Consider the following 24,892-nt stretch of genomic DNA (forward strand, 5'->3'; position numbering starts at 1 on the left):
CGAAGAGGCGCGGCGTCAGGCCCGCGCCGGTTGCAGACAGTAGTGGGCGATCATCCGCCGCAGCAGCTGCACGGTCGGCTCGATACGCGCCAGCTCAAGATACTCGTCCGGCTGATGCGCGCAGGCGATGTCGCCTGGCCCGAGGATCAGCGTCTGGCAGCCGAGCTGCTGAAGATAAGGCGCTTCGGTGGCGAACGCCACCGCGTGGGCGGCGTGACCGGTGAGGCGTTCGGCAAGCTGTACCAGCTCGCTGTCGGCGGCCTGCTCGAAGGCCGGCACGCTGGGGAAGATCGGCGCCAGCTCGATGCTCACCCGATGCTGCTCGGCCAGCGGCTGCAGGCGCTGGCGGATCGCCGTGCGCAACTTTGCCGGGTCCATGCCCGGCAGCGGACGCAGGTCAAATTCCAGCGCGCACTGGCCGCAAATGCGGTTGGGATTGTCGCCGCCGTGGATACAGCCGAGATTGAGCGTCGGCCCGGGCACGTCGAACAGCGGATTGTTGAACTCGGCCTGCCACTCGCGGCGCAGCGCCAGCAGCTCGCCCATCGCCGCGTGCATGGCCTCCAGCGCGCTGTGGCCGTAGGCCGGATTGGACGAATGGCCGCTCTGCCCGAGGATGTCCAGGCGCTCCATCATGATGCCCTTGTGCAGCCGCACCGGGCGCAGGCCGGTGGGCTCGCCGATCAGCGCAGCCCGCCCGAGCGGCTGGCCGGCCGCCGCCAGCGCGCGGGCGCCGGACATCGAGCTTTCCTCGTCGCAAGTGGCGAGAATCAGCAGGGGCTGGCGGAACGGTTGTTCGAGCAGCGTACGCACCGCCTCGATTACCAGTGCGAAGAAGCCCTTCATGTCGCAGCTGCCCAGCCCGTACCAGCGGTCGTCGGCCTCGCGCAGGCGCAGCGGGTCGGACGTCCACAGCCCGGCATCGTAGGGCACGGTATCGCTGTGTCCGGCCAGCACCAGGCCGCCCGGGCCGGAGCCGTAGACGGCCAGCAGGTTGAACTTGCCGGGGGCAATTTCGGGGGTCTCGCAGGCGAAGCCCAGCTCACCGAGCCAGCCGGCCAGCAGCTCGATCACGGCGCGGTTGCTCTGGTCCCAGCCGGGCTGAGTGCAGCTCACCGACGGCGCGGCGATCAGCGCGGCGAACTGCTCCTTGAGAGAGGGGATGGGCACGGACGGCTCCTCGGCATGGCGGACGACGCGTGCAGTGAAGCATGAAACCCGTCGCGATGCCGAAATCGCGCCGCCCAGCGACCAGCGGGCGGCGCCGCAATCAGCCGAACAGGCCCTGCAGGATGCTGAAGAACACGATCGACAGCAGTGCACCGGCCGGCAGCGTGACGATCCAGGAAACGAAGATCTTGCCGATCACGCCCAGATTCAGCGCGCCGATGCCGCGCGCGATGCCGATGCCGAGCACCGCGCCGACCAGCGTATGGGTGGTGGATACCGGCAGGCCGATGGCCGAAGCGCCGACCACGGTGGACGCTGTCGCCAGCTCGGCGGCAAAACCGCGGCTAGGCGTCAGCTCGGTGATTTCCTTGCCGACGGTGGCGATCACCTTGTAGCCGTAGGTGGCCAGACCGATAACGATCCCCAGCGCGCCGAGCAGCAGCACCCAGCCCGGCACGGCGGACTTGGCGGCGATGTCGCTGGCACCGCCGGACTCGATCACGCCGACGATGGCCGCCAGCGGACCGACTGCGTTGGCCACGTCGTTGGCGCCGTGGGCGAAGGCCATCGAGCAGGCGGTGAACACCATCAGTACGGCGAACACCTTCTCCACGCTGGCGAAGTGGAAGGTGCGATCCGCTTCCGCGTCGACCTTGATGCGCGACAGCAGCGCGATGCCGGCGAACATCACCAGCAGTCCGATGGCCACCGCCAGCAGCAGGCCCTGCGCGCCGGAGAGGTGCAGCCCGACATGCTTGAGGCCCTTGGTCACGGTCATCAGCGCGACCATGAAGCCGGTGGCGAACATGTACAGCGGTACATAGCGCTTGGCGTTACGGAACGGTTCGTCGGTATCCATGATCAGCCGCTGCACGCTCATGAACAGGCCGAAGGCCACCAGCCCGGAAAGGAACGGGGTGATCACCCAGCTGGCGACGATCGGGCCGATCGCGCCCCACTGCACGGCATCCATCGAGATGCCGACGGCGGCGAAACCGATCACCGCGCCGACGATCGAGTGCGTGGTCGATACCGGCCAGCCGCGCGAGGTCGCGATCAGCAGCCAGGTGCCGGCGGCCAGCAGCGCCGACATCATGCCCAGCACCATCAGGTCCGGCGTGATGATCTCCGCATCGACGATGCCGTTCTTGATCGTCTCGGTCACTTCGCCACCGGCCAGGTAGGCGCCGCAGAATTCGAAGATCATGGCGATGAAGATCGCCTGGCGGATGGTCAGTGCCTTGGAGCCGACCGAGGTGCCCATCGCATTGGCCACGTCATTGGCGCCCACGCCCCAGGCCATGAAAAAACCGAACATGCAGGCGAGCACGAGGAGTACGAAACCGTATTCCGAGAGAAGAGACATAAGGATTACCTGTTGAAGCCAGAAAGGATGCTGGCGCTCAGCGCGCCAGCAATTGTTCCAGTCGGTTGCCGACACGTTCGGCACGGTCGGCGATGTCGCCGACCCATTCGATGATCTTGTAGAGGAAGATCACATCCACGGGCGGAAGGTCCTTTTCCAGCTGATACAGGGCGCGCCGCACGGCAACCTGCATGCGGTCGGTGTCGCGCTCGATGTCTTCGAGCTCCTCGACCATTTTTTCCACGAGTACGGCTTCGCGGCCGCTGAAGCCGGTTTCCAGCAGGGCGTCGAGTTCCTTGAGCGCTTTGAGCGCCTGGGTGCTGGCGTCAACGCAACGCTGCACATAAGCCAGCATCTGCGGCTGCAGCTGCGCGGGAATGTTCATGCAGCGGCCGAGCATCAGGCCGGCGATGTCCTTGGCCCGGTTGGCAATCTTGTCCTGCACGCTCAACAGATCGAGTAGGTCCGAGCGCGGTACCGGCAGGAACAGGCTCTTGGGCAGGTGCTGGCGGACGCTCTTCTTCAGTTTGTCGGCCTCATTCTCCAGCTGAACCATTTCCTGCTGGATCTGTTCGACGCGTTCCCAGTCCTGCGCCATCACCGCCTGGAAGAACGGCACCAGGTTCGCCGCGCATTCGTGGGATTTGGCCATGTGCTGCTGCATCGGGCCGATGGGCGAACGGCCGAAGAGACTGACAAACGGATTGATTGGCATAGACAGCGCCTTTCGGTAAGGAAGCCGCAATTATAAAACTAATGTGACCGCCTGGCGGAAAAACCTTGGCCGAGCCGGGTGCCGGGCGTCGGTTACATATCCAAAAGGCCATGATGTGAACCTTCTGGCATAATCCCGCGCCTCCAAAGACCCCCCGCGGACACTTTCATGTTCGATCTCTTCAGCGGACTCGACTTCTGGGTCGCAGCCAGCCTCGTCCTCGCCCTGCTCTTCGTCCTCAGTTTCGAGTTCATCAACGGCTTCCACGACACCGCCAACGCGGTGGCGACGGTGATCTATACCAATGCGATGCCGCCGCATCTGGCAGTGGTCTTCTCCGGCATCTTCAACTTTCTCGGCGTCCTGCTCGGCGGCGTCGGGGTCGCCTACGCCATCGTCCACCTGCTGCCGGTGGAACTGCTGATCAATGTCGACACAGGGCGCGGCCTGGTGATGGTGTTCGCCCTGCTCACCGCGGCCATCGCCTGGAACCTCGGCACCTGGTACTTCGGCATCCCGGCCTCCAGCTCGCACACATTGATCGGCTCGATCCTCGGCGTCGGGCTGGCCAATGCCATGCTCACCGATATCTCGGTGGCCGACGGGGTCAACTGGAAGAAGGCCATCGATATCGGCCTGTCGCTGATCTTCTCGCCGCTGGCGGGTTTCCTGATCGGCGCGCTGCTGCTGTGGCTGCTGCGCAAGCGCTTCCCGGTCAACAAGATGCACGACACCCCGCACATCCGCTCGCAGCACAAGGGCAAGAAGCACCCGCCGTTCTGGAACCGCCTGGTGCTGATCGTCTCGGCCATGGCCATGAGCTTCGTGCATGGTTCCAACGACGGCCAGAAAGGCATCGGCCTGATCATGCTGGTGCTGATCGGCATCGTCCCGGCCAAGTTCGTGCTCGACCAGACCAGCACCGGCTACGAGATCGAACGGACCCGTCACGCCGCCGTCCACCTGCAGCAGTTCTATGCGCGCAACCACGACGCGCTGCAGGACTACCTGGCGCTCGGCAAGAACGGCCAGACCGAGCTGCCCCGCCACTTCCGTTGCGACCCGCAGCTCACCGAGCCAACCATCGATGCACTGCTGGGCAGCCTGGACGGAATCACGAACTACCGCGACATGCCGGCCGAACGCCGCATCGAGGTGCGCCGCTACCTGCTCTGCCTGGACGACACGGCGAAGAAGGTCGGCAAGCTGAAGGGCATCCCGAAGCGCGAGCAGGCCGACCTCGACAAGCTGCGCAAGGACCTCACCGCCACCACCGAATACGCGCCGTTCGGCGTGATCCTCGCCGTCGCCCTGGCGCTCGGCCTCGGCACCATGGTCGGCTGGCGGCGCGTGGTGCGCACCGTCGGCGAGAAGATCGGCAAGCAGGGCATGACCTACGCCCAGGGCATGTGCGCGCAGGTCACCGCGGTGTTCGCCATCGGCATGGCCAACCTCTACAGCCTGCCGGTTTCCACCACGCACATCCTCTCCTCCGGCGTCGCCGGTACCATGGTCGCCAACAACAGCGGGCTGCAGATCAACACCATCCGCACGATCCTGATGGCCTGGGTACTGACATTGCCGGCCACCATCGCGCTTTCCGCCGGCCTGTTCTGGCTGGGGACCAAGCTGTTCGTCTGACCCGGCCGCCCGTGCGTGCTACAAAGAGGGGACTTCGGTCCCCTCTGCCATTGGCAGCGGCACCCGAATCCACCCTATTGCGAGTCGAAGATGGCCAAGGAAACCGAAATCAAGCTGCGCGCCAGCCGTGAAACGCTGCTGGCCCTGCGCGAGCACCCGCTGCTGAAGAAGCGCAACAAGAGCGGCTGGGCGAGCCACGAGCTGCTCAACCAGTACTACGACAGCGCCGACCGCGCCCTCGCGCGCGCCCGGGTCGCCCTGCGCCTGCGCCGCGACGGCGAGCAGGTCATCCAGACGCTCAAGAGCCGCGGCCAGAGCGTTGCCGGGCTGTCCGAGCGTAACGAGTGGGATTGGCACCTGGACAAGGCCAAGCTGGACCTGAAGAAGCTCACCGACGACTGCTGGCCGGCCGAACTGGCCGAGCTGGACAAGAAGACCCTCAAGCCCATCTTCAGCACCGACTTCGTCCGCGAGAAGGCCGAGATCGCCTGGGGCCGCGGCAAGGCCAAGGTGGTCATCGAGGCCGCGCTCGACCTCGGCCAGGTCAAGGCCGGCAAGCGCGCCGAGGAAATCTGCGAGCTGGAGCTGGAACTGCGCCAGGGCGAGCCCGAAGCGCTGCTGGAGCTGGCCATCGAACTGGCCGCCGACCTGCCGCTGATGCCCTGCGACATCAGCAAGGCCGAGCGCGGCTACCGTCTCTACGATGCCGAAGGCTATGGCCTCAATCTGCCGGCACCGGTGCTGGACGCCAGCATGCCGCTGGACGACGCGGTGCCCGCGCTCGGCTGGCAGCTGCTCGGCAACAGCCAGCGGCTGGCCGAGCAATACCGCTTCAATGGTCACTGGAAGCTGCTGAACGACTGGCTGGCGCAACTGATCGAGCTGCGCGCGCTGCTCGGCAGCCTCGGCCAGGCCGCGCCGCGCGCCAGCAGCCGCGAGCTGCGCGAGCTGCTCGATGCCTTGATCGGCGACTGGCGCCCGCGCCTGGAAGCCGGCCAGGATGACGAGGCGATCCGCCAGGCCGCACCGGCAGAATTCGCCGCCGAACTCGGCCGCACTCGCTGGGGCCTGTTCTCGCTGAAGGCCTCGCAATGGCTGCTGCAGCGCGGCTGGACCGTCGGCCGCAATGCACGGGGCGATCGCCAAGGCGCTGCCGAGCTGGGCAAGTGGCTGATGCACCTGCTCGCCGAGGAAGCCAAGGCGCTGCAATTGCCGCGCTACCAGCGCCAGCCCGAAGACCTGGTCGAGCAGAGCCCGCGCATGGAGCGCCTGCTGGTCTGGCTGCACCTGGCCCGCGGCGTGCTGCTGGAACTGCCGGAAACCGATCGTCTGTATGGCGAACTGGCCAAGCTCCATGAGCTGGCACGCCAGCCGCTGACCGATGAGGCCCGCCAGCTGCGTGCCGAGCAGGCGCATATTGTGTGGACGCTCAAGGCCTGGAAACTGCTCGAGAAGTAAGCTGCGCAGCGCGGGTCGGGCCGGCGCCAACGGCGCCACCGACCCTGCGCCGCCGAAGCGGAGTCGGCCCACGGCCCGCCGCTGCCTTTGCCCAGGAGTCGCTTTTCATGTCCGCCTTCGCCCCGTCCCTCGCCGACCGACCGCTCGACCTCAACGACCTGCTGCGCGAGCTGGTCGCCCAGGGTCGCGTCGACCAGGAAAGCGCCGAGCAGTGCCTGGCGGTACGCCGCAGCGCGGTGAACAACCAGCAGCATCCGCTGGAATTTCTCGCCGCGCAGCATCTCGACGACCGCCAGCGCGCCGGCAAGAAGCTCGACCTGGAAACCCTCACCGCCTGGCTGGCGGAGCTGGCCGGCCAGGCTTACCTGCGCATCGACCCGCTGAAGATCGACGTCGCCGCCGTCACCCCGCTGATGTCCTACGCCTTCGCTCAGCGCCACAAGATTCTCGCCGTGGCGGTAGACGGTCATAGCGTGACCATCGCCAGCGCCCAGCCCTTCGTCAAAGGCTGGGAAGCCAACCTCACGCACGTGCTCAAGCGCCCGATCACGCGCGTGGTGGCCAACCCGGCAGACATCCAGCGCTTCACCGTGGAGTTCTACCGCCTGGCCAAGTCGGTCAGCGGCGCCACCGCCACGGACCAGAAGATCAGCGGCGTCGGCAACTTCGAGCAGCTGCTCAACCTCGGCGCCAGCGACCAGGAACCGGACGCCAACGACTCGCACATCGTCAACATCGTCGACTGGCTGTTCCAGTACGCTTTCCAGCAACGCGCCAGCGACATTCACATCGAACCGCGGCGCGAGCAGGGCACCGTGCGCTTTCGCATCGACGGCGTGCTGCACAACGTCTACCAGTTCCCGCCACAGGTGACGATGGCAGTGGTCAGCCGCCTGAAGACGCTCGGGCGGATGAACGTCGCCGAGAAGCGCAAGCCGCAGGATGGCCGGGTCAAGACCAAGACCCCGGATGGCGGTGAGGTGGAGCTGCGCCTGTCGACGCTGCCGACCGCCTTCGGCGAGAAGATGGTGATGCGCATCTTCGACCCCGAGGTGCTGCTCAAGGGCTTCGACCAGCTGGGCTTTTCCGCCGACGACCTGCGCCGCTGGCAAAGCATGACCTGCCAGCCCAACGGCATCATTCTGGTCACCGGGCCGACCGGCTCGGGCAAGACCACCACGCTCTACACCACGCTCAAGCAGTTGGCGACGCCCGAGGTGAACGTCTGCACCATCGAGGACCCGATCGAGATGATCGAGGGCGCCTTCAACCAGATGCAGGTGCAGCACAACATCGACCTGACCTTCGCCAGCGGCGTGCGTGCGCTGATGCGCCAGGACCCGGACATCATCATGGTCGGCGAGATCCGCGACCTGGAAACCGCCGAGATGGCCATCCAGGCCGCGCTCACCGGGCACCTGGTGCTCTCCACGCTGCACACCAACGACGCGCCCAGCGCCATCAGCCGCCTGCTCGAACTCGGCGTGCCGCACTATCTGCTCAAGGCCACCGTGCTCGGCGTGATGGCCCAGCGTCTGGTGCGCACGCTCTGCCCGCACTGCAGGACGCCGGTGCAGCTGGACGCCGACGACTGGGCCGCGCTGACCAAACCGTGGAACGCGCCGCTGCCCACCCATGCGCAGCAGGCAGTGGGCTGCCTGGAATGCCGCGACACCGGTTACCGTGGGCGCGCCGGCGTCTACGAAATCATGCTGCTCAACGATGCGATCAAGCCGCTGATCACCGCCGACACCGACCTCGTCGCCCTGCGCCGCCAGGCCTTCAAGGACGGCATGCGCAGTCTGCGCCTGTCCGGCGCACAGAAAGTCGCCGCCGGCCTCACCACCCTCGAGGAAGTGCTGCGGGTGACACCGCAGAGCGAGCAGCGCTGAGGCCCGCTCGGCAAGGCCGGAACGCCGCCGGCCGGGCGAGCTGCTACCCTGATCCGCCCGACCGCGAGGAGCACTGCAATGCGCATCGGCCTGATCGCCGACACCCACGGCCTGCTCCGCCCCGAAGCGCTGGCGGCATTGCAGGGTTGCGCGCAGATCATCCACGCCGGTGATATCGGCAAACCGGAGGTGCTCGACGGGCTGCGCGCGATTGCGCCGCTGGCGGCGATTCGCGGCAACGTCGACCACGGCGACTGGGCGCTGGCCCTGCCGGAACGACTGGACTTGCGCATCGCCGGGCTCGCCCTCCACGTGCTGCACGACCTCAAGCAGCTGGATCGCGACCCCGTCGCCGCCGGTATCGATGTGGTGATCGCCGGCCACTCGCACCAGCCGAAGGTCGAGCGGCGCGACGGCGTGCTCTACGTCAACCCGGGCAGCGCCGGGCCGAGACGCTTCAGCCTGCCGATCAGCCTCGCCGTGCTGGAGCTGGACGGCGGCCAAGCGCAGGTCGAGCTCATCAGCCTCAGCTGACGCCCATGTAGCGACCGGCGCGGTGGTTGATCGCCAGCACCAGATTCAGCGCCACCGCGCCCAGCACCGACAGCAGCACCCGCTCCGGCGCGACGACGAACACCGCCGCCAGCACGATCAGCGCATCGATGACCATCTGCACCTTGCCGGCGCGCAGGCCGAAGCGTTCCTGCAGGAACAGCGCAAGGATATTCACCCCGCCCAGGCTGGCGCGATGACGGAACAAGATGAGCAGGCCGACACCCATCGCGAAGCCGCCGAACACCGCGGCGTAGACCAGATTCAGCTCGGCGAAGCGCACCCACTGCGGGGTCAGCTCGGCGAACAGCGACACCAGCGCCACCGCACAGACCGTGCGCAGGGTGAATTTCCAGCCCATGCGCCAGATTGCCAGGGCGTAGAACGGCAGGTTGAGCAAAAAGAACGCCGGGCCGAACGACCAGTCGGCCAGGTATTTGAGCAGGAAGGCCAGCCCTACCGTGCCGCCGGTGAGCAGCCCGGCGTGGGCGTAGAAGGCGATGCCGAGGGCGACCAGCGCCGTGCCGGTGAGCAGCGCCAGGGCATCTTCCCAGAGCGGGTGGCGAACGAAGATCGCCGATACGCGCCCGGCTGGCGGTACGTCGGATTCGCGGGTCTGCATCGGATGGTCTCGCAATGATGGCTGCGCAAGGATAGAAGCTGGGCCGGCCGAGGACCTTGGCGCCGATCAAGCGAGCCCGAAAGTCAGCGCCGCGCCCAGGTCTCGAAGCGGTAGGCCGGCGCCTCGCCTTCGGCCGGATGGGCCTGGCTGTCGACGCATTGCCATTGGTTCTCGTCGAATGCCGGGAAGAAGGCATCGCCCTCCGGCTGCGCATCGATGCGGGTGAGGTAGAGCCGCTGCGCCCGGCCCAGCGCCTGCGCGTAGAGCTGCGCGCCGCCGATCAGCATCAGTTCGTCGGCGCCCTGCTCGCGCGCCCACTGCTCGGCACGCACCAGCGCGGCCTCGAGTTCGGTGAAAGTCTCCGCGCCATCGAGCTGCAGATCCGTCTGGCGGCTGACCACCAGATTGAGCCGTCCCGGCAGCGGCCGACCGAGCGAATCCCAGGTCTTGCGGCCCATGATGATCGGCTTGCCGAGGGTCATGGCCTTGAAATGCTTGAGATCGGCGGGCAGGTGCCAGGGCATGCGGTTGTCGAGACCGATCACGCGGTTGTGCGCGAATGCGGCGATCATGGCGAGGGGCAGGCGGGTCTGATTCATGGCGGCGAGCATAGCAGAGCGCCCCGGCGCGCTGCAGCGCCAACCGTTTGTCGGTTTCATGGTGCTGCAACAGGCGCGACCGCGAAGCGTCAAGCTACGGTCATTCGCGTCGCGCAGCCTGGGGTTTCCCATCCCGAGGAGATGCCACCCATGGCACGCACCATTGTTTCCCTTCGCCCCTGGCTGGCCGCCTGCGGCCTGCTGCTGCCGCTCGCCGGCGTCGCCGCGCCGGACGACCGTCAGGCACAACACCATGCCGAACGCGCCGAACCGGCACCGCTGGTGATCGCCCACCGCGGTGCCAGCGGCTATGTGCCCGAACACACCCTGGCCGCCTATGCGCTGGCGGTGCTGCAAGGCGCCGACTACATCGAGCCGGACCTGGTGATGACCCTCGACGGCCAGCTGGTCGCCCGCCACGACAACGAGCTGGGCCTGACCACCGATGTTTCCCAGCGCCCCGAGTTCGCCACGCGTAAGCGCACCCAGCAGGTCGATGGCGTGGCGCTCACCGGCTGGTTCAGCGAGGACTTCACTCTCGCCGAACTCAAGACCCTGCGCGCCATCGAGCGCATACCAGAGATCCGTCCGGGCAACGCCCGCCTCGACGGCGGCCTGGAGATTCCGACGCTGCAAGAGATCATCGATCTGGTGAAGACGCTGCAACTCAGCCAGGGGCGGCGCATCGGCCTGTACCCGGAAACCAAGCATCCGACCCACTTCCGGCAGCTCGGCCTGGCGATGGAGAAGCCGCTGGTACGTATTCTCGCGCGCAACGGCTACGTCGGCCGGCAGGCGCCGGTGTACATCCAGTCGTTCGAGGTGGACAACCTCAAGACGCTGAGCGGCCTCACCCGCCTGCGCCTGGTGCAGCTGTTCGGCTCCGGTCAGCCCTTCGACCAGCAGGTGCGCGGCAGCCAGCTGACCTACGCGCAGATGGCCACGCCGGCGGGCCTCAAGGCCATTGCCCGCTACGCCAGCGGCGTCGGCCCGGAGAAGGGCTACATCATCCCGCGCGACGCCGGCGGCAACCTCGGTGCGCCGACCCGCTTCGTCGCCGACGCCCACGCCGCTGGCCTCAAGGTGCACCCGTACACCTTCCGCGCCGAGAACGCCTTCCTGCCGACCAGCCTGCGCAGCAGCGACCAACCCCAGGCCCGCGGCGACGTCGAGGCGGAGATCCGCGCCTTCCTCGACGCCGGTATCGACGGGCTGTTCATCGACCAGCCGGACGTGGCCGTGCGTCTGCGTCAGACCCGCTAAGCGTTACGGGCGGCCACGCGGCCGCCCTTAACCGATCCGACCGCGCGTCGCTTTTCTCGCCCTCGGCGAATCTGCGCAGCTACCTGTAACGCCGTGCCGACGCGGGCCAGGCGAAAGCCCCGGCCTTCATCCGAATCTTCCAACAGAAAAGTTGTATACAACCACTGGCGTAACTCGCATCCAATTGTCTACAGTGGCCGACACAATAAAAACGAACGGGAGAAGCTACCCATGACTGTGTCCGCCCCCGAAAGACGGCCCGAGGACGAAAATCTCGGTGTCGGCGCCAACCTGGCCTACGGCCTGCAACACGTACTCACCATGTACGGCGGTATCGTCGCCGTGCCGCTGATCGTCGGCCAGGCCGCCGGCCTGTCGCCCGCCGACATCGGCCTGCTGATCGCCGCCTCGCTGTTCGCCGGCGGGCTGGCGACCCTGCTGCAGACGCTCGGTTTGCCGTTCTTCGGTTGCCAGTTGCCGCTGGTACAGGGCGTGTCCTTCGCTGGCGTGGCGACCATGATCGCCATCATCGGCAGCGACGGCGCCGGCGGCCTGCCGGTGGTGTTCGGCGCGGTGATCGCCGCCTCGCTGATCGGCCTGTTCATCACACCGGTGTTCTCGCGCATCACCAAGTTCTTTCCACCGCTGGTCACCGGCATCGTCATCACCACCATCGGTCTGACGCTGATGCCGGTGGCCGCGCGCTGGGCGATGGGCGGCAACAGCCAGGCGCCGGATTTCGGCAGCGTGGCCAACATCTGCCTGGCGGCCTTCACCCTGTTCACCGTGCTGGCACTGAGCAAGGTCGGCAATGCGAGCATCTCGCGCCTGTCGATCCTGCTGGCGATGGTCATCGGCACCGTGGTGGCGGTGTTCTTCGGCATGGCCGACTTCTCCCAGGTACTCGACGGTCCGCTGATGGCGCTGCCTTCGCCGCTGCATTTCGGTGCGCCAGAGTTCCAGCTGGCGGCGATCCTGTCGATGCTGATCGTGATCATCGTCACCCTGGTCGAAACCTCGGCGGACATCCTCGCCGTCGGCGAGATCATCGACACCAAGGTCGACTCCCGCCGCCTGGGCGACGGTCTGCGCGCCGACATGATTTCCAGCTCGCTGGCGCCGCTGTTCGGCTCCTTCACCCAGAGCGCCTTCGCGCAGAACGTCGGGCTGGTCGCGGTGACCGGCGTGAAGAGCCGCTACGTGGTCGCCACCGCCGGCCTGATCCTGGTCACCCTCGGCCTGCTGCCGGTGATGGGCCGGCTGATCGCCGCGGTACCCACCGCCGTGCTCGGTGGCGCCGGCGTGGTGCTGTTCGGCACCGTCGCGGCCAGCGGCATCCGCACCCTGGCGCAGGTCGACTATCGCAACAACATGAACCTGATCATCGTCGCCACCTCGATCGGCTTCGGCATGATTCCGATCGCCGCGCCGAGCTTCTACCACCACTTCCCGGCCTGGTTCGAGACCATCTTCCACTCCGGCATCAGCTCGGCGGCGATCATGGCGATCATCCTCAACCTGGCCTTCAACCATCTCAAGGCCGGCAACTCCGACCAGCAGTCGGTGTTCGTCGCCGGCAGCGAGCGCAGCCTGCGCTACCGCGACATCGCCGCGCTGCATGAGGGCGACTACTTCCGCAACGGCAAGCTGTACGACATCGATGGCAACGAGGTGGCGCTGGTCGACGCCCATCACCAGCCCGAACCGCCCGCGCCGCCGCGGATGCACGCCGCCAGCTCCGGCAGCAGCTGAGCACAGTGGCCGGGCGGCGCCGTGCACGGCCCGCCCGGCTGCGGTTATGCTCTGCGCTCATCCCCGGCCGCGGAGCCCCCGGTGAGCGATCCCCGCATTCCCCTCCCCTCGCTGTCCCGTGTCGATCGCCTCTGGCTCACCGAAGCCGTGCGCCTGCGCGAGGAACACGCCGGCCCGCTGGACGACGAGGAAGCCAACCGCCAGGCCCGCGCCGGCGGCGGCGACCTGTCCACCCTCATCGAACGCCGCGCGCTGTGGCTGGCGCGCCGCGACGGCCTGCTCGAAGCGCTGCGCCACTGGCGCCAGGGCGCGCGGCTCGGCGCCATCGCCCTCGCCGTGCTGGCGATTTTCACCGGCGCCGGTCTGGCCTTCGCCGCGCTGGGTGACGGCCAGCGCCCGGTCAACGTGTTCTGGGCGCTCGGCAGCCTGCTCGGGCTCAACCTGCTGACCCTGCTCGGCTGGCTACTCGGCCTGGCGCTGGCCGGTGACAGCGGCGGTGCGCTCGGCCGGCTATGGCTCTGGCTCAGCGAGAAGTTCGCCCGCGATGCGCGCGCCGCGCAGCTGGCGCCGGCGCTGCCGGTGCTGCTGCAGCGCCAGCGCCTCGGCCGCTGGCTGCTCGGCCTCGGCGTGCATGGCCTGTGGCTGCTGGCGATGACTTGCGCGCTACTCATGCTGCTCGCCCTGCTGGCGACCCGCCGCTACGGCTTCGTCTGGGAAACCACCATCCTCGGCGAGAGCGCCTTCGTCGGTCTGACCCAGGCGCTCGGCGCACTGCCCGCGCTGCTCGGCTTCGGCGTGCCGGATGGCGAGCAGATCCGCGCCAGCGGCACGCTCGCCGGCGATCTGGAAAGTGCGCGGCGGCAATGGGCCGGCTGGCTGGTCGGCGTGGTGCTGGTCTACGGCCTGCTGCCGCGCCTGCTGCTCGCTGCGTTGTGTCTGTGGCGCTGGCGCCGCGGCCGGGCCGCGCTGGCGATCGATCTCGAACAGCCGAGCTACCGCCTGCTGCGCGAACGTCTGCAGCCGCCCAGCGAACGCCTCGGCATCCGCGATGCCGCGCCGGCACAGCTGCACGCGCCGAGCGCCGGCGCGCAGCTCGAGGCCGGCGCCGGCGCCGTGCTGGTGGCCATCGAGCTGGACGGCAGCCGGCCGTGGCCGCCGCCGCTGCCCAAGGGCGTGGCCGATGCCGGCGTGCTCGACGATCGCGAAGGCCGCCGACGCCTGCTCGATCAGCTCACGCGCTTTCCGCCGGCGCGTCTGGCGATCGCCTGCGATCCGCGCCGGTCGCCGGATCGCGGCACCCTGGCGCTGCTCGGCGAGCTGTCGCGCTGCGCCGCCGCCACGCGCGTCTGGCTGCTGCAGGCGCCGGCCGGCGAGGCGCTGGACAGCGCGCGGCTGGACGCCTGGCATCAGGCGCTGGATGCGCTGGGCCTGGCACATTCGAGCGCTGCGCCGCTGAACTGGCTGGAGAACGGACATGACTGATGCGCTGAAGCTCGCCGTGGTCGGTCACACCAACGTCGGCAAGACCTCGCTGCTGCGTACGCTGACTCGCGACCGCGGTTTCGGCGAGGTGTCGCACCGCCCCAGCACCACCCGTCACGTCGAGGGCGCGCGGCTGTCGGTGGATGGCCAGGCGCTGCTCGAACTCTACGACACCCCCGGCCTGGAGGACGCCATCGCCCTGCTCGACTTCCTCGAGCGGCTGGAGCGCCCCGGTGAGCGCCTCGATGGCCCGGCGCGCACGGCGCGTTTTCTCGACGGCGCCGAGGCGCGCCAGCGTTTCGAGCAGGAAGCCAAGGTGCTGCGCCAGCTGCTGGCCAGCGACGCCGGGCTGTACGTGATCGACGCGCGCGAGCCGGTGCTGGCCAAGTACAAGGACGAGCTGGCGGTACTGGCCGGTTGCGGCAAGCCGCTGCTGCCGGTGCTCAATTTCGTCGCCCAGCCAGGACATCGCGAGGAGGAGTGGCGCCAGGCGCTGGCGCGGCTCGGCCTGCACGCGCTGGTGCGCTTCGACAGCGTGGCGCCGCCGGTGGACGGCGAGCGCCGCCTGTACGAAAGCCTGGCGCTGCTGCTGGAGCAGGCGCGGCCGCGGCTGCAGCGGCTGATCGAGGAGCACGAAGCGCAGGCCGCCGCACGCCGGGCCAGCGGCGAGCGGCTGATCGCCGAGCTGCTGGTGGATGTCGCCGCCTGCCGACGCAGCGTGGCGGCGCAGCCGGAACTGGAGCGCGGCGCCATCCGCGACCTGCACGATGCGGTGCGAGGCCGCGAACAACGTTGCGTCGAAGCACTGCTGCGCCTGTACGCCTTCGGCAAAGACGACGCGGCCGCCGGCGAACTGCCGCTGCTCGACGGCCGCTGGGGCGACGATCTGTTCAACCCCGAGACACTCAAACAGCTCGGCGTGAAGATCGGCGGCGGTATGGCGGCCGGTGCGGCGGCCGGGGCCGGGGTCGACCTGATGGTCGGCGGCATCACCCTCGGCGCCGCGGCGCTGCTCGGCGCGCTGGCCGGCGGCGGCGCGCAGACCGCACGGCACTATGGCAACCGCCTGCTGGGCAAGCTCAAGGGCCAGCGCGAACTGAGCGTCGACGATGCAGTGCTGCGTCTCCTCGCGCTGCGCCAGCGCCAGCTGCTCGCCGCCCTCGCCGCGCGCGGCCACGCCGCGCTGGACGCGATCCGTCTGAGCGGCCCGCAGGATCACGGCTGGCGCGAAGGCCGCCTGCCCGAGGCGCTGCAACGCTGCCGCGCGCACCCCGAGTGGTCGTCGCTCAACCCCGGCGCGCGTCTGCAGGATGCCGAGCGCCAGGCGACGCTGGACACGCTGCAAGCCGAGCTACGACACAGCTGAGACAGGCAGGCTGTTGGTCTGCGCATAAGCCTCTGGTGGGCTGAAGCCCACCCGAGTGGTGCGCAGACAGACGTTTAAGCCCACCCTACGAGCGGCGGCTCAACGCTCCTTGGTGCCTTCCACTTCCTCGGCCATGCGTGCCAGGCCAAGGTGCCGCACGTCCGTGCCGCGCACCAGGTAGATCACCAGTTCGGCGATGTTGCGTGCATGGTCGCCGATGCGTTCCAGCGAGCGCAGCGCCCAGATCACGCTGAGCACGCGGGAGATCGAGCGCGGGTCTTCCATCATGTAGGTGACCAGCTCGCGCAGCGCGGTCTTGTACTCGCGGTCGACAGTCTTGTCGTACTGCGCCACCGACAGCGCCAGGTCGGCGTCGAAGCGGGCGAAGGCGTCGAGCGCTTCCTGCACCATCTTGCGCACCTGGTCGCCGATGTGGCGCACCTCGACGTAGCCCTTGGGCGACTCGCCTTCCTCGCACAACTGGATGGCGCGGCGGGCGATCTTGGTCGCCTCGTCGCCGATGCGCTCGAGGTCGATCACCGACTTGGAGATGCTGATGATCAGGCGCAGGTCGGAGGCCGCCGGCTGGCGGCGGGCGAGGATGCGCACGCACTCCTCGTCGATGTTGCGCTCCATCTGGTTGATCTGGTCGTCGACCTCGCGCACTTGCTGGGCCAGGCCCGAATCGGCCTCGATCAGCGCGGTGACCGCGTCGTTGACCTGCTTCTCCACCAGGCCGCCCATCGCCAGCAAGTGGCTGCGCACTTCCTCCAGCTCGGCGTTGAACTGCTGGGAGATGTGTTGGGTGTGGTTGTCTTTGCTGATCATTGTTCTCGCTCCGAGGAGACTGCCGCTAGGCGGCTCTGGTGCGCAGCGCACCTGGAAATAGTCGAGTCGACATTGAGGCCCTTGGGAAATCTTCGCTGGCGCGGAGGGCGTGCGCCGACAGTACATCTAGTACGGCAAGCGCGCCCGACAAAGCCAGGGGAGATTTCCCCATGGCCTCAACCGTAGCGGCCGGTGATGTAGTCTTCGGTCTGCTTCTTCGCCGGGTTGGTGAACAGCGTATCGGTGTCGCCGTACTCGATCAGCTTGCCCATGTACATGAATGCCGTGTAGTCGGAGACGCGCGCGGCCTGCTGCATGTTGTGGGTAACGATGACGATGGTGTACTTGGACTTCAGCTCGTAGATCAGTTCCTCGACCTTCAGCGAAGAGATCGGGTCGAGCGCCGAACTCGGTTCGTCGAGCAGCAGCACTTCCGGCTGCACGGCGATGGTACGGGCGATCACCAGACGCTGCTGCTGACCACCGGACAGGCCGAGCGCCGACTCGTGCAGGCGATCCTTGACCTCGTCCCACAGCGCCGCGCCCTTGAGCGCCCACTCGACGGTCTCGTCGAGCACGCGCTTCTGCTTGATACCCTGGATGCGCAGGCCGTAGACCACGTTCTCGTAGATGCTCTTGGGGAACGGGTTGGGCTTCTGGAACACCATGCCGACGCGGCGACGCAGGTCGGCGACATCCTCGCCCTTGCGGTAGATGTTGTGGCCGTCGAGGTTGATCGCGCCTTCGATGCGGCAGCCGTCGACCAGATCGTTCATCCGGTTGAAGCAGCGCAGCAGCGTGGACTTGCCGCAACCGGACGGGCCGATGAAGGCCGTCACGCGCTGACGCGGGATGTTCATGCTGACGTTGAACAGCGCCTGCTTCTGCCCGTAGAACAGGCTCAGGTCGGGCACCTCGATAGCCACCGGCTCGGTGGCCAGGTCCAGCACGCGCTTGTCGCGGCCGAGCGAAGAAATATCGATGGAATGGGTGTTGCTTTGCATGTGCTCACTCCGTTCGCAGCTGCAAGCTGCAAGCTACCGCTGCACGCTTCGGCCGCGGCCCCGTTCCTCCGGAGGCTGGCCTGAAGCGTGCCGCTTCAATTAATGGTCGAGCGCCTTGTACTTCTCGCGCAGATGGTTGCGGATGACGACCGCACTGAAGTTCAGCACCGCGATGACCAGCACCAGCAGGAACGCGGTGGCGTAGACCAGCGGCCGCGCGGCCTCGACGTTGGGGCTCTGGAAACCGACGTCGTAGATGTGGAAGCCCAGGTGCATGATCTTCTGATCCAGGTGCAGATAGGGGTAGTTACCGTTGAGCGGCAGGTTCGGCGCCAGCTTGACCACGCCGACCAGCATCAGCGGCGCCACTTCACCGGCGGCCCGCGCCACGGCGAGGATCAGGCCGGTCATCATCGCCGGGCTGGCCATCGGCAGCACCACGCGCCACAGCGTCTCGGACTTGGTCGCGCCGAGGGCCAGCGAGCCTTCGCGGATCATCCGCGGGATGCGCGCCAGGCCTTCCTCGGTGGCGACGATCACCACCGGCAGGGTGAGGATCGCCAGGGTCAGCGAGGCCCACATCAGCCCCGGCGTGCCGAACACCGGTGCCGGTGCGGCTTCGGGGTAGAAGATGCGGTCCAGCGAGCCGCCCAGCACGTAGACGAAGAAGCCCAAGCCGAACACGCCGTAGACGATCGACGGTACGCCGGCCAGGTTGTTCACCGCGATGCGGATGATGCGGGTCAGCACGCCCTGCTTGGCGTATTCGCGCAGGTAGACGGCCGCGATCACGCCGAACGGGGTGACGATCACCGCCATGATCAGGGTCATCAGCACGGTACCGAAGATCGCCGGGAAGATGCCGCCTTCGGTGTTCGCCTCGCGCGGCTCGTCGCTGACGAACTCCCACAGCTTGGCCGCATAGAAGCCCAGCTTGTCGGTGGTGGACATGGCGTTCGGCCAGTAGGCGCGCACCACCTTGCCCATGCTGATCTGCTGCTCGCGGCCGTCGACGGTGCGCACGGTGATGCTGTCGCGGTTGAACTGCTGCTGCAGCGCGATCAGCTCCTGCTCCAGCACGCGGTACTCGGCGTCCCATTCGGCGCGCTCGGCGTCCAGCTCGGCCTGTGCCGCGGCATCCAGACGACCGTCCAGCTCCAGCTTGCGGGTCTTCAGGCGCAGGCGCTCGAGGCCGTGGTTGATCCGGCCGATCTCGACCTTCTCCACCTGACTGATCTGCCCGTGCAACTGCTCGACCCGTTCGAGGCGGCGCTGCAGCTCGGCCCAGGCGGCGTCGCCCTCGGCCACCAGCTGCCCGGCCTCCTTGACGTTGAGCAGCTCGCCGTAGAAGTTGCCCCACTCGCGGCGCTCCAGCACCACCATGTGGTGCGGCGTGCGCGGGTTGCTTAGCCATTCGCCGACCACCCAGGAGAAATCCGCACCGTAGACTTCACGGTTGCCGACCTTGAGCAGTTCGCGGGTCATGAACTCGCCACCCTCGACATTGACCGGCAGGCCGCTGGCCGCCAGCCGCGCGCGCGGCACTTCCTCGGCTTGCACCACCTCGCCGGCCAGCACGCGCGGTGCCTCGCCGGGAACCTGGTAGTCGGCGACCATCACGTCGGCCGGCCAGAAATGCGCCAGGCCGCGCACGCCAATCACGGCCAGCAGGCCCAGGGTCATGATCACCGCGATGGCCACCGCACCGGCGTTCATCCAGATCCACGGAGTGCCACTCTTGACCCAGGTGTTCAACGAATCCTTTTTCACGGATCGATACCTTTTCGAAAATCTCGGCGCAGCCGCCCGCGGGCGGCGCGTGCATTACAGGCTGGCGTACTTGCCGCGCAGGCGCTGACGGATCAGCTCGGCCAGGGTGTTCATCACGAAGGTGAACATCAGCAGCACCAGCGCGGCGAGGAACAGCACGCGGTAGTGGGTGCCACCGACCTCGGATTCGGGCATTTCCACCGCGACGTTGGCCGCCAGGGTGCGCATACCCTCGAAGATGTTGGCTTCCATGATCGGCGTGTTGCCGGTGGCCATCAGCACGATCATGGTTTCGCCCACGGCGCGGCCCATGCCGATCATCAGCGCCGAGAAGATGCCCGGGCTGGCGGTCAGCAGCACGACGCGGGTCAGCGTCTGCCAGGGCGTGGCGCCGAGCGCCAGCGAACCCAGGGTCAGGCTCTTCGGCACGCTGAACACCGCGTCCTCGGCGATCGAATAGATCGTCGGGATCACCGCGAAACCCATCGCCAGGCCGACCACCAGGGCGTTGCGCTGGTCGAACGGAATGCCGAGGTCATTGGACAGCCACAGGCGCATGTCGCCGCCGAACAGCCAGTTTTCCAGATGCCCGCTGATCGCCAGCGAGCCGACACCCACCAGCAGCACCACCGGAATCAGCAGCAGCGCTTCCCAGCCTTCCGGCACGCCCAGGCGCACGCGCTCGGGCAGGCGGCTCCAGCTCCAGGCAGCGAACAGGATGCCCAGCGGCATCAGCAGTAGCAGGCTGAAGATGCCCGGCAGGTGGTTCTCCAGGAACGGCGCGAGGAACAGGCCGGCGAAGAAACCGAGGATCACCGTCGGCAGCGCCTCCATCAGCTCGATCACCGGCTTGACCTTGCGGCGCAGCGCCGGGGCCATGAAGTAGGCGGTGTAGAACGCCGCGCAGATCGCCAGCGGCGCCGCCAGCAGCATCGCGTAGAAGGCCGCCTTGAGCGTGCCGAAGGCCAGCGGCGCGAGACTCAGCTTGGGCTCGAAATCGGTGTTGGCGGAGGTGGACTGCCAGACGTAGTCGGGCTTCGCGTAGCTTTCATACCAGACCTTGCCCCACAGCGAACTCCAGGAAATCTCCGGATGCGGGTTGTCGACCACGAAGCGCTGCAGGCCCTGCGGCGACTCCACCAGCAGGCGCGTGGCGCGCGGCGACAGCGCGGCCAGCGCGGCGCCGTCGGCCACCTGCTCCTTGAGCAGCGTGCGGTGCGCGGTGCTGTGGAAGATGCCCAGCGTGCCGGCGCGGTCGAGCGCGAGAAAGCCCTTGCGGCGCTCTTCCGGGAGGATCTGGCTGACCGGGCTGTCGGCCAGCGTGAAGTTGCGCACGTTGCGCAGCTCAGCCGAGCCGTCGGCGCCGCGCACCATGAACCACTGGCCGATGCCGCCTTTCGAGTCGCCGATCATCAGCGAGATACCGCCGAGCAGCGGGCTGACGGCGGTGATCTCGGCACCGTCGGCAACCAGCTTGTAGCGGCCGTTGAGCTGCTTGCGGCGCAGGTCGAAGACGTCGGCGCTGGCCTTGCCGCTGACCGCGTACAGCCACATGTGGCGCGGATCGATCTGCAGCGCGCGGATCGGCTCGGCGAGCTGCGGCAGGTCCAGGCGCTGCTGTTCCAGGGTGACCTCGCCGGTCAGCAGATTCTCGCTGCTGGCGATGCGCTGGGCATGCAGCGCGGTGCCGGTGGCACCGGCGACCAGCAGGGTCTTGCCGTTGAGGCTGACGGCCGCCTGCTCGATCGCGCGTCCCTCGGCGTCGAGCTGCAGCGGCTGCTCGCCGAATGGATAGACGATTCGCGGCGTGATGGTCTTTTGGTTGTTCGGGTAGGTGATCTGGTACTCGTGCTCGATGACCAGCGCCTGACCGTTGCTCAGGCCGAGCACCAGGCGGCGGGTGCCGGGGGTGTCCTGACCGACCGAGACGATGCGGCTGTCAGCCGGCAGCGCCAGCGCGATGTTCGCGAGCGGCGCGCCGTCGGCCAGCGCGAAGAAACGCACCTGGCCCTCGGCGTTCAGGCGCATCGCCACCTGGTTCTGCTCTTCGATCGCCAGCAGCAGTGCCTGGCTGTCCTCGGCCAGCCAGGCCGGGCGCTGGACTTCCCGTGCTTCGAGTTCGGCGCCCTGGAACATGGGCAGCACGACCTGCCCCAGGTAGAAGAAGATCAGGGTGATCGCGCCCAGCACCGCCAGGCCACCGATGGTGACGTACCAGCGCGCCAGGTGATCTTTCAGCGCGCGAATGCGGCGTTTACGCTGCAGGGCCGGCGTATTGAAATCCAGCCGTTGCACATCGGAGTTCGCGGTCATGGGCTCTATGTCGTTCATGCCAAGGTTCCTGGGCCGGGCGGCCCCGTCAGGGCGACTAATCTAATCAAGCCGTGTGACAGAAAAATTACAACCGGGTGACACGACGAAACCCGCCAGCGCGAAGTGCGTGGCGGGCATCGTGACGCAGGACCGGCGGGGTGGCCGCCGATCCTCCGTGCGGGTCGTTAGAGACCCAGGTCTTGCATGGTCTTGTCGACCACTTTCTTCGGCAGCGGGATGTAGCCGTCCTTGACCACGACCTCCTGGCCCTGCTTGGACAGCACCAGCTTGATGAACTCGGCATCGATCGGGCTCAGCGGCTTGTTCGGCGCCTTGTTCACGTAGACGTAGAAGAAGCGCGCCAGCGGGAACTTGCCGGCCAGGGCGTTTTCTTCGTTGGCCTCGAAGGCTTCGCCACCCTTGGACAGCGGCACGGCGCGCACGCTGGAGGTCTTGTAGCCGATGCCCGAGTAACCAATGGCGTTCAGGGTGCTGGAGATCGACTGCACCACCGAGGCCGAGCCCGGCTGCTCGTTGACGTTGGATTTGAAGTCGCCCTTACACAGCGCTTCTTCCTTGAAGTAGCCGTAGGTGCCGGATACCGAATTGCGTCCGAACAGCTGGATCGGCTTGGCCGCCCATTCGCCGGTCAGGCCCAGGTCACCCCAGGTCTTGATGTCCTGAGCGCCACCGCACAGGCGGGTGCTGGAGAAGATCGCGTCGACCTGTTCCATGTCCAGGCTCTTGATTGGGTTGTCCTTGTGCACGAACACGGCCAGGGCATCGATCGCGACCGGCACGGCGGTCGGCTTGTAGCCGTACTTCTGCTCGAAGGCCTGGATCTCGTTGTCCTTCATCGGGCGACTCATCGGCCCCATGTTGGCGGTGCCTTCGGTCAGCGCGGGCGGCGCGGTGGAGGAACCGGCGGCCTGGATCTGGATGTTGACGTTCGGGTAGCTGCGCTTGAATTCTTCGGCCCACAGGGTCATCAGGTTGGCCAGAGAATCGGAGCCGACGCTGGAAAGGTTGCCGGAAACACCGGAAGTCTTCTCGTAGCTCGGCAGAGCCGGATCGACTGCCGCAACCGCGCTCGCGGCACCCACACCAGCGGCCACGAAGGTCAGCGCCGCCATCAAACGATTCAGTTTCATACCTTGCTCCTAGCAGAGGTGTGTTCGAGTGTGTTGGAACGGGGGCCAGTATCTGCAGGCCGTATGAACACTCTATGAAGCGAGTGTGACAATCTTGTTACCGTCGGCAATCTTGACCGGGGGCGGTCGCTGCACCGTCTGAGTGCCGTTATACTGCGCGCTTCCCGCCCTAGCGCGGGGTTTTCGCGCCAGAACAACAATCGCGCCGCGAGTCCGACCGATGAAAGAATACGAACAGGAAGATCCGATTCCCCAGGGCGACCTGGCCCTGCAGCTGACCGCCCTGCCGCGCGAAACCAACGGCTTCGGCGATATCTATGGTGGCTGGCTGGTCTCGCAGATGGATCTGGCCGGCACCGCGATGGCCAGCCGCGTGGCCGGCGGGCGAGTGGCGACGGTGTCCATCGACCGCATGGCCTTCATGGTGCCGGTGGCGGTTGGCGCGCAGCTGTCCTTCTACACCCAGACGCTGGAAGTCGGGCGCAGCTCGATCCGCATGCTGGTGGAAGTCTGGAGCGACGATCCGCAGTCCAGCGAATGGCGCAAGGTCACCGAGGCGGTGTTCGTCTTCGTCGCCATCGACGACAGCGGCCGCACGCGCCCGGTAACGCCGCGGCGCTGAGCGCCGCTCAACCAGCGGCCGACAACTCGTCCGGCCCGGCGAAGCGGTTCTTGCCCGCCTGCTTGGCGCGGTAGAGTGCCGCGTCCGCCGCCGAATACAGCTGCCCGGCGTTCTGCCCGGGCTGCAGCGTCGCGATACCGATACTCACCCCGACCCGCCCCTGCGCCGATGCCGGGTGCGCGATGGCCTGTCGGCGCAGCGCGGCCAGCACCTGACTGGCGATCTGCTGCGCGGCATCCTCGGTGCAGTCGTAGAGCAGCAGGGCGAATTCCTCGCCACCGACGCGCGCCGCCTGGTCCAGCGGGCGTCGCGCGAAGCTGGCGAGCAGCCGGGCGAATTCACCGATCAGTGCATCGCCGGCAGGATGACCGAGGCGATCGTTGTAGGCCTTGAAATCATCCAGGTCGAGCAGCAACAGGCTCACCGGCACATCGTCGCGCCGCGCCTGCGCCAATCGCTGCCGCAACGCCTCGTCATGGCTGCGCCGGTTGGGCAGCTCGCTCAGCGCATCGTGCGCGGCGACCCAGCCCAGCAGCTTGCGCATCAGGAACTGCTGACGCTGCGAGTATTCGTGCACGTAACGGCTGATCGCACCGATCACCAGCAGCAGCAGGTAGTAGCTGACGGCAATCCAGTGCTCGGGCAGGCGATCCGAAGGCAGGATCTGGCTGGCCATGAACACGTCGATCGCCACGATCGACAGCGCGCAGAGCAGCGAATGCCAGAACGTCATGCCGAGGAAGAAGAACGAACTGATGATCAGCAGGCCGGCGCCATAGCGAAACGCATAGGGCTGCGCCGCCAGTTCGTACTGGATGTCGATGATCGCGGCGACCACGCCGATCAGCACCAGCAGCATCGGGAACAACTGGTTGGCGCGCGCCTGGTAGGTCTTGCTGAAAAAGCTCAGCAGCAGCACCAGCACCCCCGGCGACAGCTCCACCAGGCGCAGCACCGTGAGCCGGCTCAACCACTGCGGATCGTCATGCGGAAACAGCACACGTTCGGCATACAGGTAGCCGCCGACGGCGATGATTAGCAGCAGCGCGGCGACGCGCTGCGCGCCGCGCGCCTGGCGATCGAGGAAGCGGCGGAACTCGGCTTCCAGCTCGGGCTTGAACAACAGCAGGCGAAAGCCCCGCAGCAACTGCCGCCCGTAGGGGGTGTCGCTGAATTCGGCCGCCGATGAATGCTCGGTGATGCGCATGAAACAAGCCTGCTGTGGTGGCGCAGAATGATATCACTACGCCATTACTGGGACGCAAACAACCGCCCTCCGACGAGTCTGACTGACGAACGGAGCCGGTTCCAGCGCGGCAGGACGGC

Annotated in this window: 20 protein-coding genes; 9 read left to right on the forward strand and 11 right to left on the reverse strand. The window is 67.3% G+C overall.

All coding sequences use genetic code 11. From position 1 onward, the window contains the following. Positions 1–15: 15 nt before the first annotated feature. The 3 genes from argE to HU825_RS03810 all read right to left on the reverse strand — a co-directional run bounded on the left by argE (position 16) and on the right by HU825_RS03810 (position 3,251). Complete coding sequence (gene argE, locus HU825_RS03800) at positions 16–1,170, reverse strand: acetylornithine deacetylase (protein WP_234302939.1); 1,155 nt, start codon at positions 1,168–1,170, stop codon at positions 16–18. A gap of 100 nt (positions 1,171–1,270) precedes the next feature. After that, positions 1,271–2,536 (reverse strand): inorganic phosphate transporter, encoded by a 1,266-nt coding sequence (locus HU825_RS03805; protein ID WP_234302940.1) that lies wholly within the window; start codon positions 2,534–2,536, stop codon positions 1,271–1,273. A 37-nt stretch (positions 2,537–2,573) separates the two neighbouring features. After that, positions 2,574–3,251: a TIGR00153 family protein gene (locus tag HU825_RS03810; RefSeq protein WP_043295322.1), complete on the reverse strand. Its 678-nt coding sequence runs from the start codon at positions 3,249–3,251 to the stop codon at positions 2,574–2,576. Positions 3,252–3,419: 168 nt separating this feature from the next. Between HU825_RS03810 and HU825_RS03815 the strand changes: the two genes are divergently transcribed. From HU825_RS03815 to HU825_RS03830, 4 genes are all read left to right on the forward strand, one after another. Further along, positions 3,420–4,892 (forward strand): inorganic phosphate transporter, encoded by a 1,473-nt coding sequence (locus HU825_RS03815; protein ID WP_043295320.1) that lies wholly within the window; start codon positions 3,420–3,422, stop codon positions 4,890–4,892. Positions 4,893–4,982: 90 nt separating this feature from the next. Next, positions 4,983–6,350 carry a CYTH domain-containing protein gene (locus HU825_RS03820; RefSeq protein ID WP_234302941.1) on the forward strand — a complete coding sequence of 456 codons (1,368 nt, stop codon included), beginning with the start codon at positions 4,983–4,985 and terminating at the stop codon, positions 6,348–6,350. A gap of 107 nt (positions 6,351–6,457) precedes the next feature. Continuing rightward, a complete protein-coding gene (locus HU825_RS03825) occupies positions 6,458–8,242 on the forward strand; it encodes a type IV pilus assembly ATPase TfpB (RefSeq protein ID WP_234302942.1) in 1,785 nt (594 codons plus the stop codon). 78 nt (positions 8,243–8,320) lie between these two features. Continuing rightward, positions 8,321–8,776: a metallophosphoesterase family protein gene (locus HU825_RS03830; RefSeq protein WP_234302943.1), complete on the forward strand. Its 456-nt coding sequence runs from the start codon at positions 8,321–8,323 to the stop codon at positions 8,774–8,776. On the opposite strand, the gene HU825_RS03835 is transcribed toward HU825_RS03830, so the two are convergent. Together HU825_RS03835 and HU825_RS03840 are read right to left on the reverse strand one after the other, a co-directional pair. Then, positions 8,769–9,416 (reverse strand): YitT family protein, encoded by a 648-nt coding sequence (locus HU825_RS03835; RefSeq protein WP_234302944.1) that lies wholly within the window; start codon positions 9,414–9,416, stop codon positions 8,769–8,771. The two genes, HU825_RS03830 and HU825_RS03835, sit on opposite strands and share 8 nt — an antisense overlap. A gap of 83 nt (positions 9,417–9,499) precedes the next feature. Continuing rightward, positions 9,500–10,015, reverse strand: a complete 516-nt coding sequence (locus tag HU825_RS03840) for a dihydrofolate reductase (protein WP_234302945.1) — start codon at positions 10,013–10,015, stop codon at positions 9,500–9,502. A 150-nt stretch (positions 10,016–10,165) separates the two neighbouring features. On the opposite strand from HU825_RS03840, the gene HU825_RS03845 reads away from it, so the two are divergent. From HU825_RS03845 to HU825_RS03860, 4 genes are all read left to right on the forward strand, one after another. Beyond that, positions 10,166–11,278, forward strand: coding sequence for a glycerophosphodiester phosphodiesterase (locus HU825_RS03845; protein WP_234302946.1), 1,113 nt, complete (start codon positions 10,166–10,168; stop codon positions 11,276–11,278). Between the two features lie 231 nt (positions 11,279–11,509). Continuing rightward, on the forward strand, positions 11,510–13,030 hold the full coding sequence (locus HU825_RS03850; RefSeq protein WP_234302947.1) for a nucleobase:cation symporter-2 family protein: 1,521 nt from the start codon (positions 11,510–11,512) through the stop codon (positions 13,028–13,030). 81 nt (positions 13,031–13,111) lie between these two features. Further along, complete coding sequence (locus HU825_RS03855) at positions 13,112–14,512, forward strand: DUF2868 domain-containing protein (RefSeq protein ID WP_234302948.1); 1,401 nt, start codon at positions 13,112–13,114, stop codon at positions 14,510–14,512. After that, on the forward strand, positions 14,505–15,878 hold the full coding sequence (locus tag HU825_RS03860) for a DUF3482 domain-containing protein (protein ID WP_234302949.1): 1,374 nt from the start codon (positions 14,505–14,507) through the stop codon (positions 15,876–15,878). The genes HU825_RS03855 and HU825_RS03860 overlap by 8 nt, the downstream gene beginning before the upstream one ends. A gap of 99 nt (positions 15,879–15,977) precedes the next feature. On the opposite strand, the gene phoU is transcribed toward HU825_RS03860, so the two are convergent. The 5 genes from phoU to HU825_RS03885 all read right to left on the reverse strand — a co-directional run bounded on the left by phoU (position 15,978) and on the right by HU825_RS03885 (position 22,944). Next, entirely contained in the window at positions 15,978–16,706 is a 729-nt protein-coding gene (gene phoU / locus HU825_RS03865; RefSeq protein WP_043295305.1) for a phosphate signaling complex protein PhoU, read from the reverse strand. Between the two features lie 176 nt (positions 16,707–16,882). After that, the gene (pstB, locus tag HU825_RS03870) at positions 16,883–17,710 is read right to left on the reverse strand and encodes a phosphate ABC transporter ATP-binding protein PstB (protein WP_003286776.1); all 828 of its coding nucleotides are present in this window, start codon (positions 17,708–17,710) and stop codon (positions 16,883–16,885) included. Positions 17,711–17,809: 99 nt separating this feature from the next. Further along, positions 17,810–19,426: a phosphate ABC transporter permease PstA gene (pstA, locus tag HU825_RS03875; RefSeq protein ID WP_234303368.1), complete on the reverse strand. Its 1,617-nt coding sequence runs from the start codon at positions 19,424–19,426 to the stop codon at positions 17,810–17,812. 108 nt (positions 19,427–19,534) lie between these two features. Next, positions 19,535–21,811 carry an ABC transporter permease subunit gene (locus HU825_RS03880; RefSeq protein ID WP_234302950.1) on the reverse strand — a complete coding sequence of 759 codons (2,277 nt, stop codon included), beginning with the start codon at positions 21,809–21,811 and terminating at the stop codon, positions 19,535–19,537. Positions 21,812–21,978: 167 nt separating this feature from the next. Continuing rightward, positions 21,979–22,944 (reverse strand): PstS family phosphate ABC transporter substrate-binding protein, encoded by a 966-nt coding sequence (locus tag HU825_RS03885; protein WP_008569376.1) that lies wholly within the window; start codon positions 22,942–22,944, stop codon positions 21,979–21,981. Between the two features lie 220 nt (positions 22,945–23,164). Between HU825_RS03885 and HU825_RS03890 the strand changes: the two genes are divergently transcribed. Beyond that, positions 23,165–23,566 (forward strand): acyl-CoA thioesterase, encoded by a 402-nt coding sequence (locus HU825_RS03890; RefSeq protein ID WP_043295300.1) that lies wholly within the window; start codon positions 23,165–23,167, stop codon positions 23,564–23,566. 7 nt (positions 23,567–23,573) lie between these two features. Here the strand turns inward: HU825_RS03890 and HU825_RS03895 are convergent, their stop codons facing one another. After that, complete coding sequence (locus tag HU825_RS03895) at positions 23,574–24,773, reverse strand: GGDEF domain-containing protein (protein WP_077682262.1); 1,200 nt, start codon at positions 24,771–24,773, stop codon at positions 23,574–23,576. Positions 24,774–24,892: the final 119 nt, after the last annotated feature.

The organism is Pseudomonas phenolilytica (genome assembly GCF_021432765.1).
Taxonomy (GTDB): domain Bacteria; phylum Pseudomonadota; class Gammaproteobacteria; order Pseudomonadales; family Pseudomonadaceae; genus Stutzerimonas; species Stutzerimonas phenolilytica.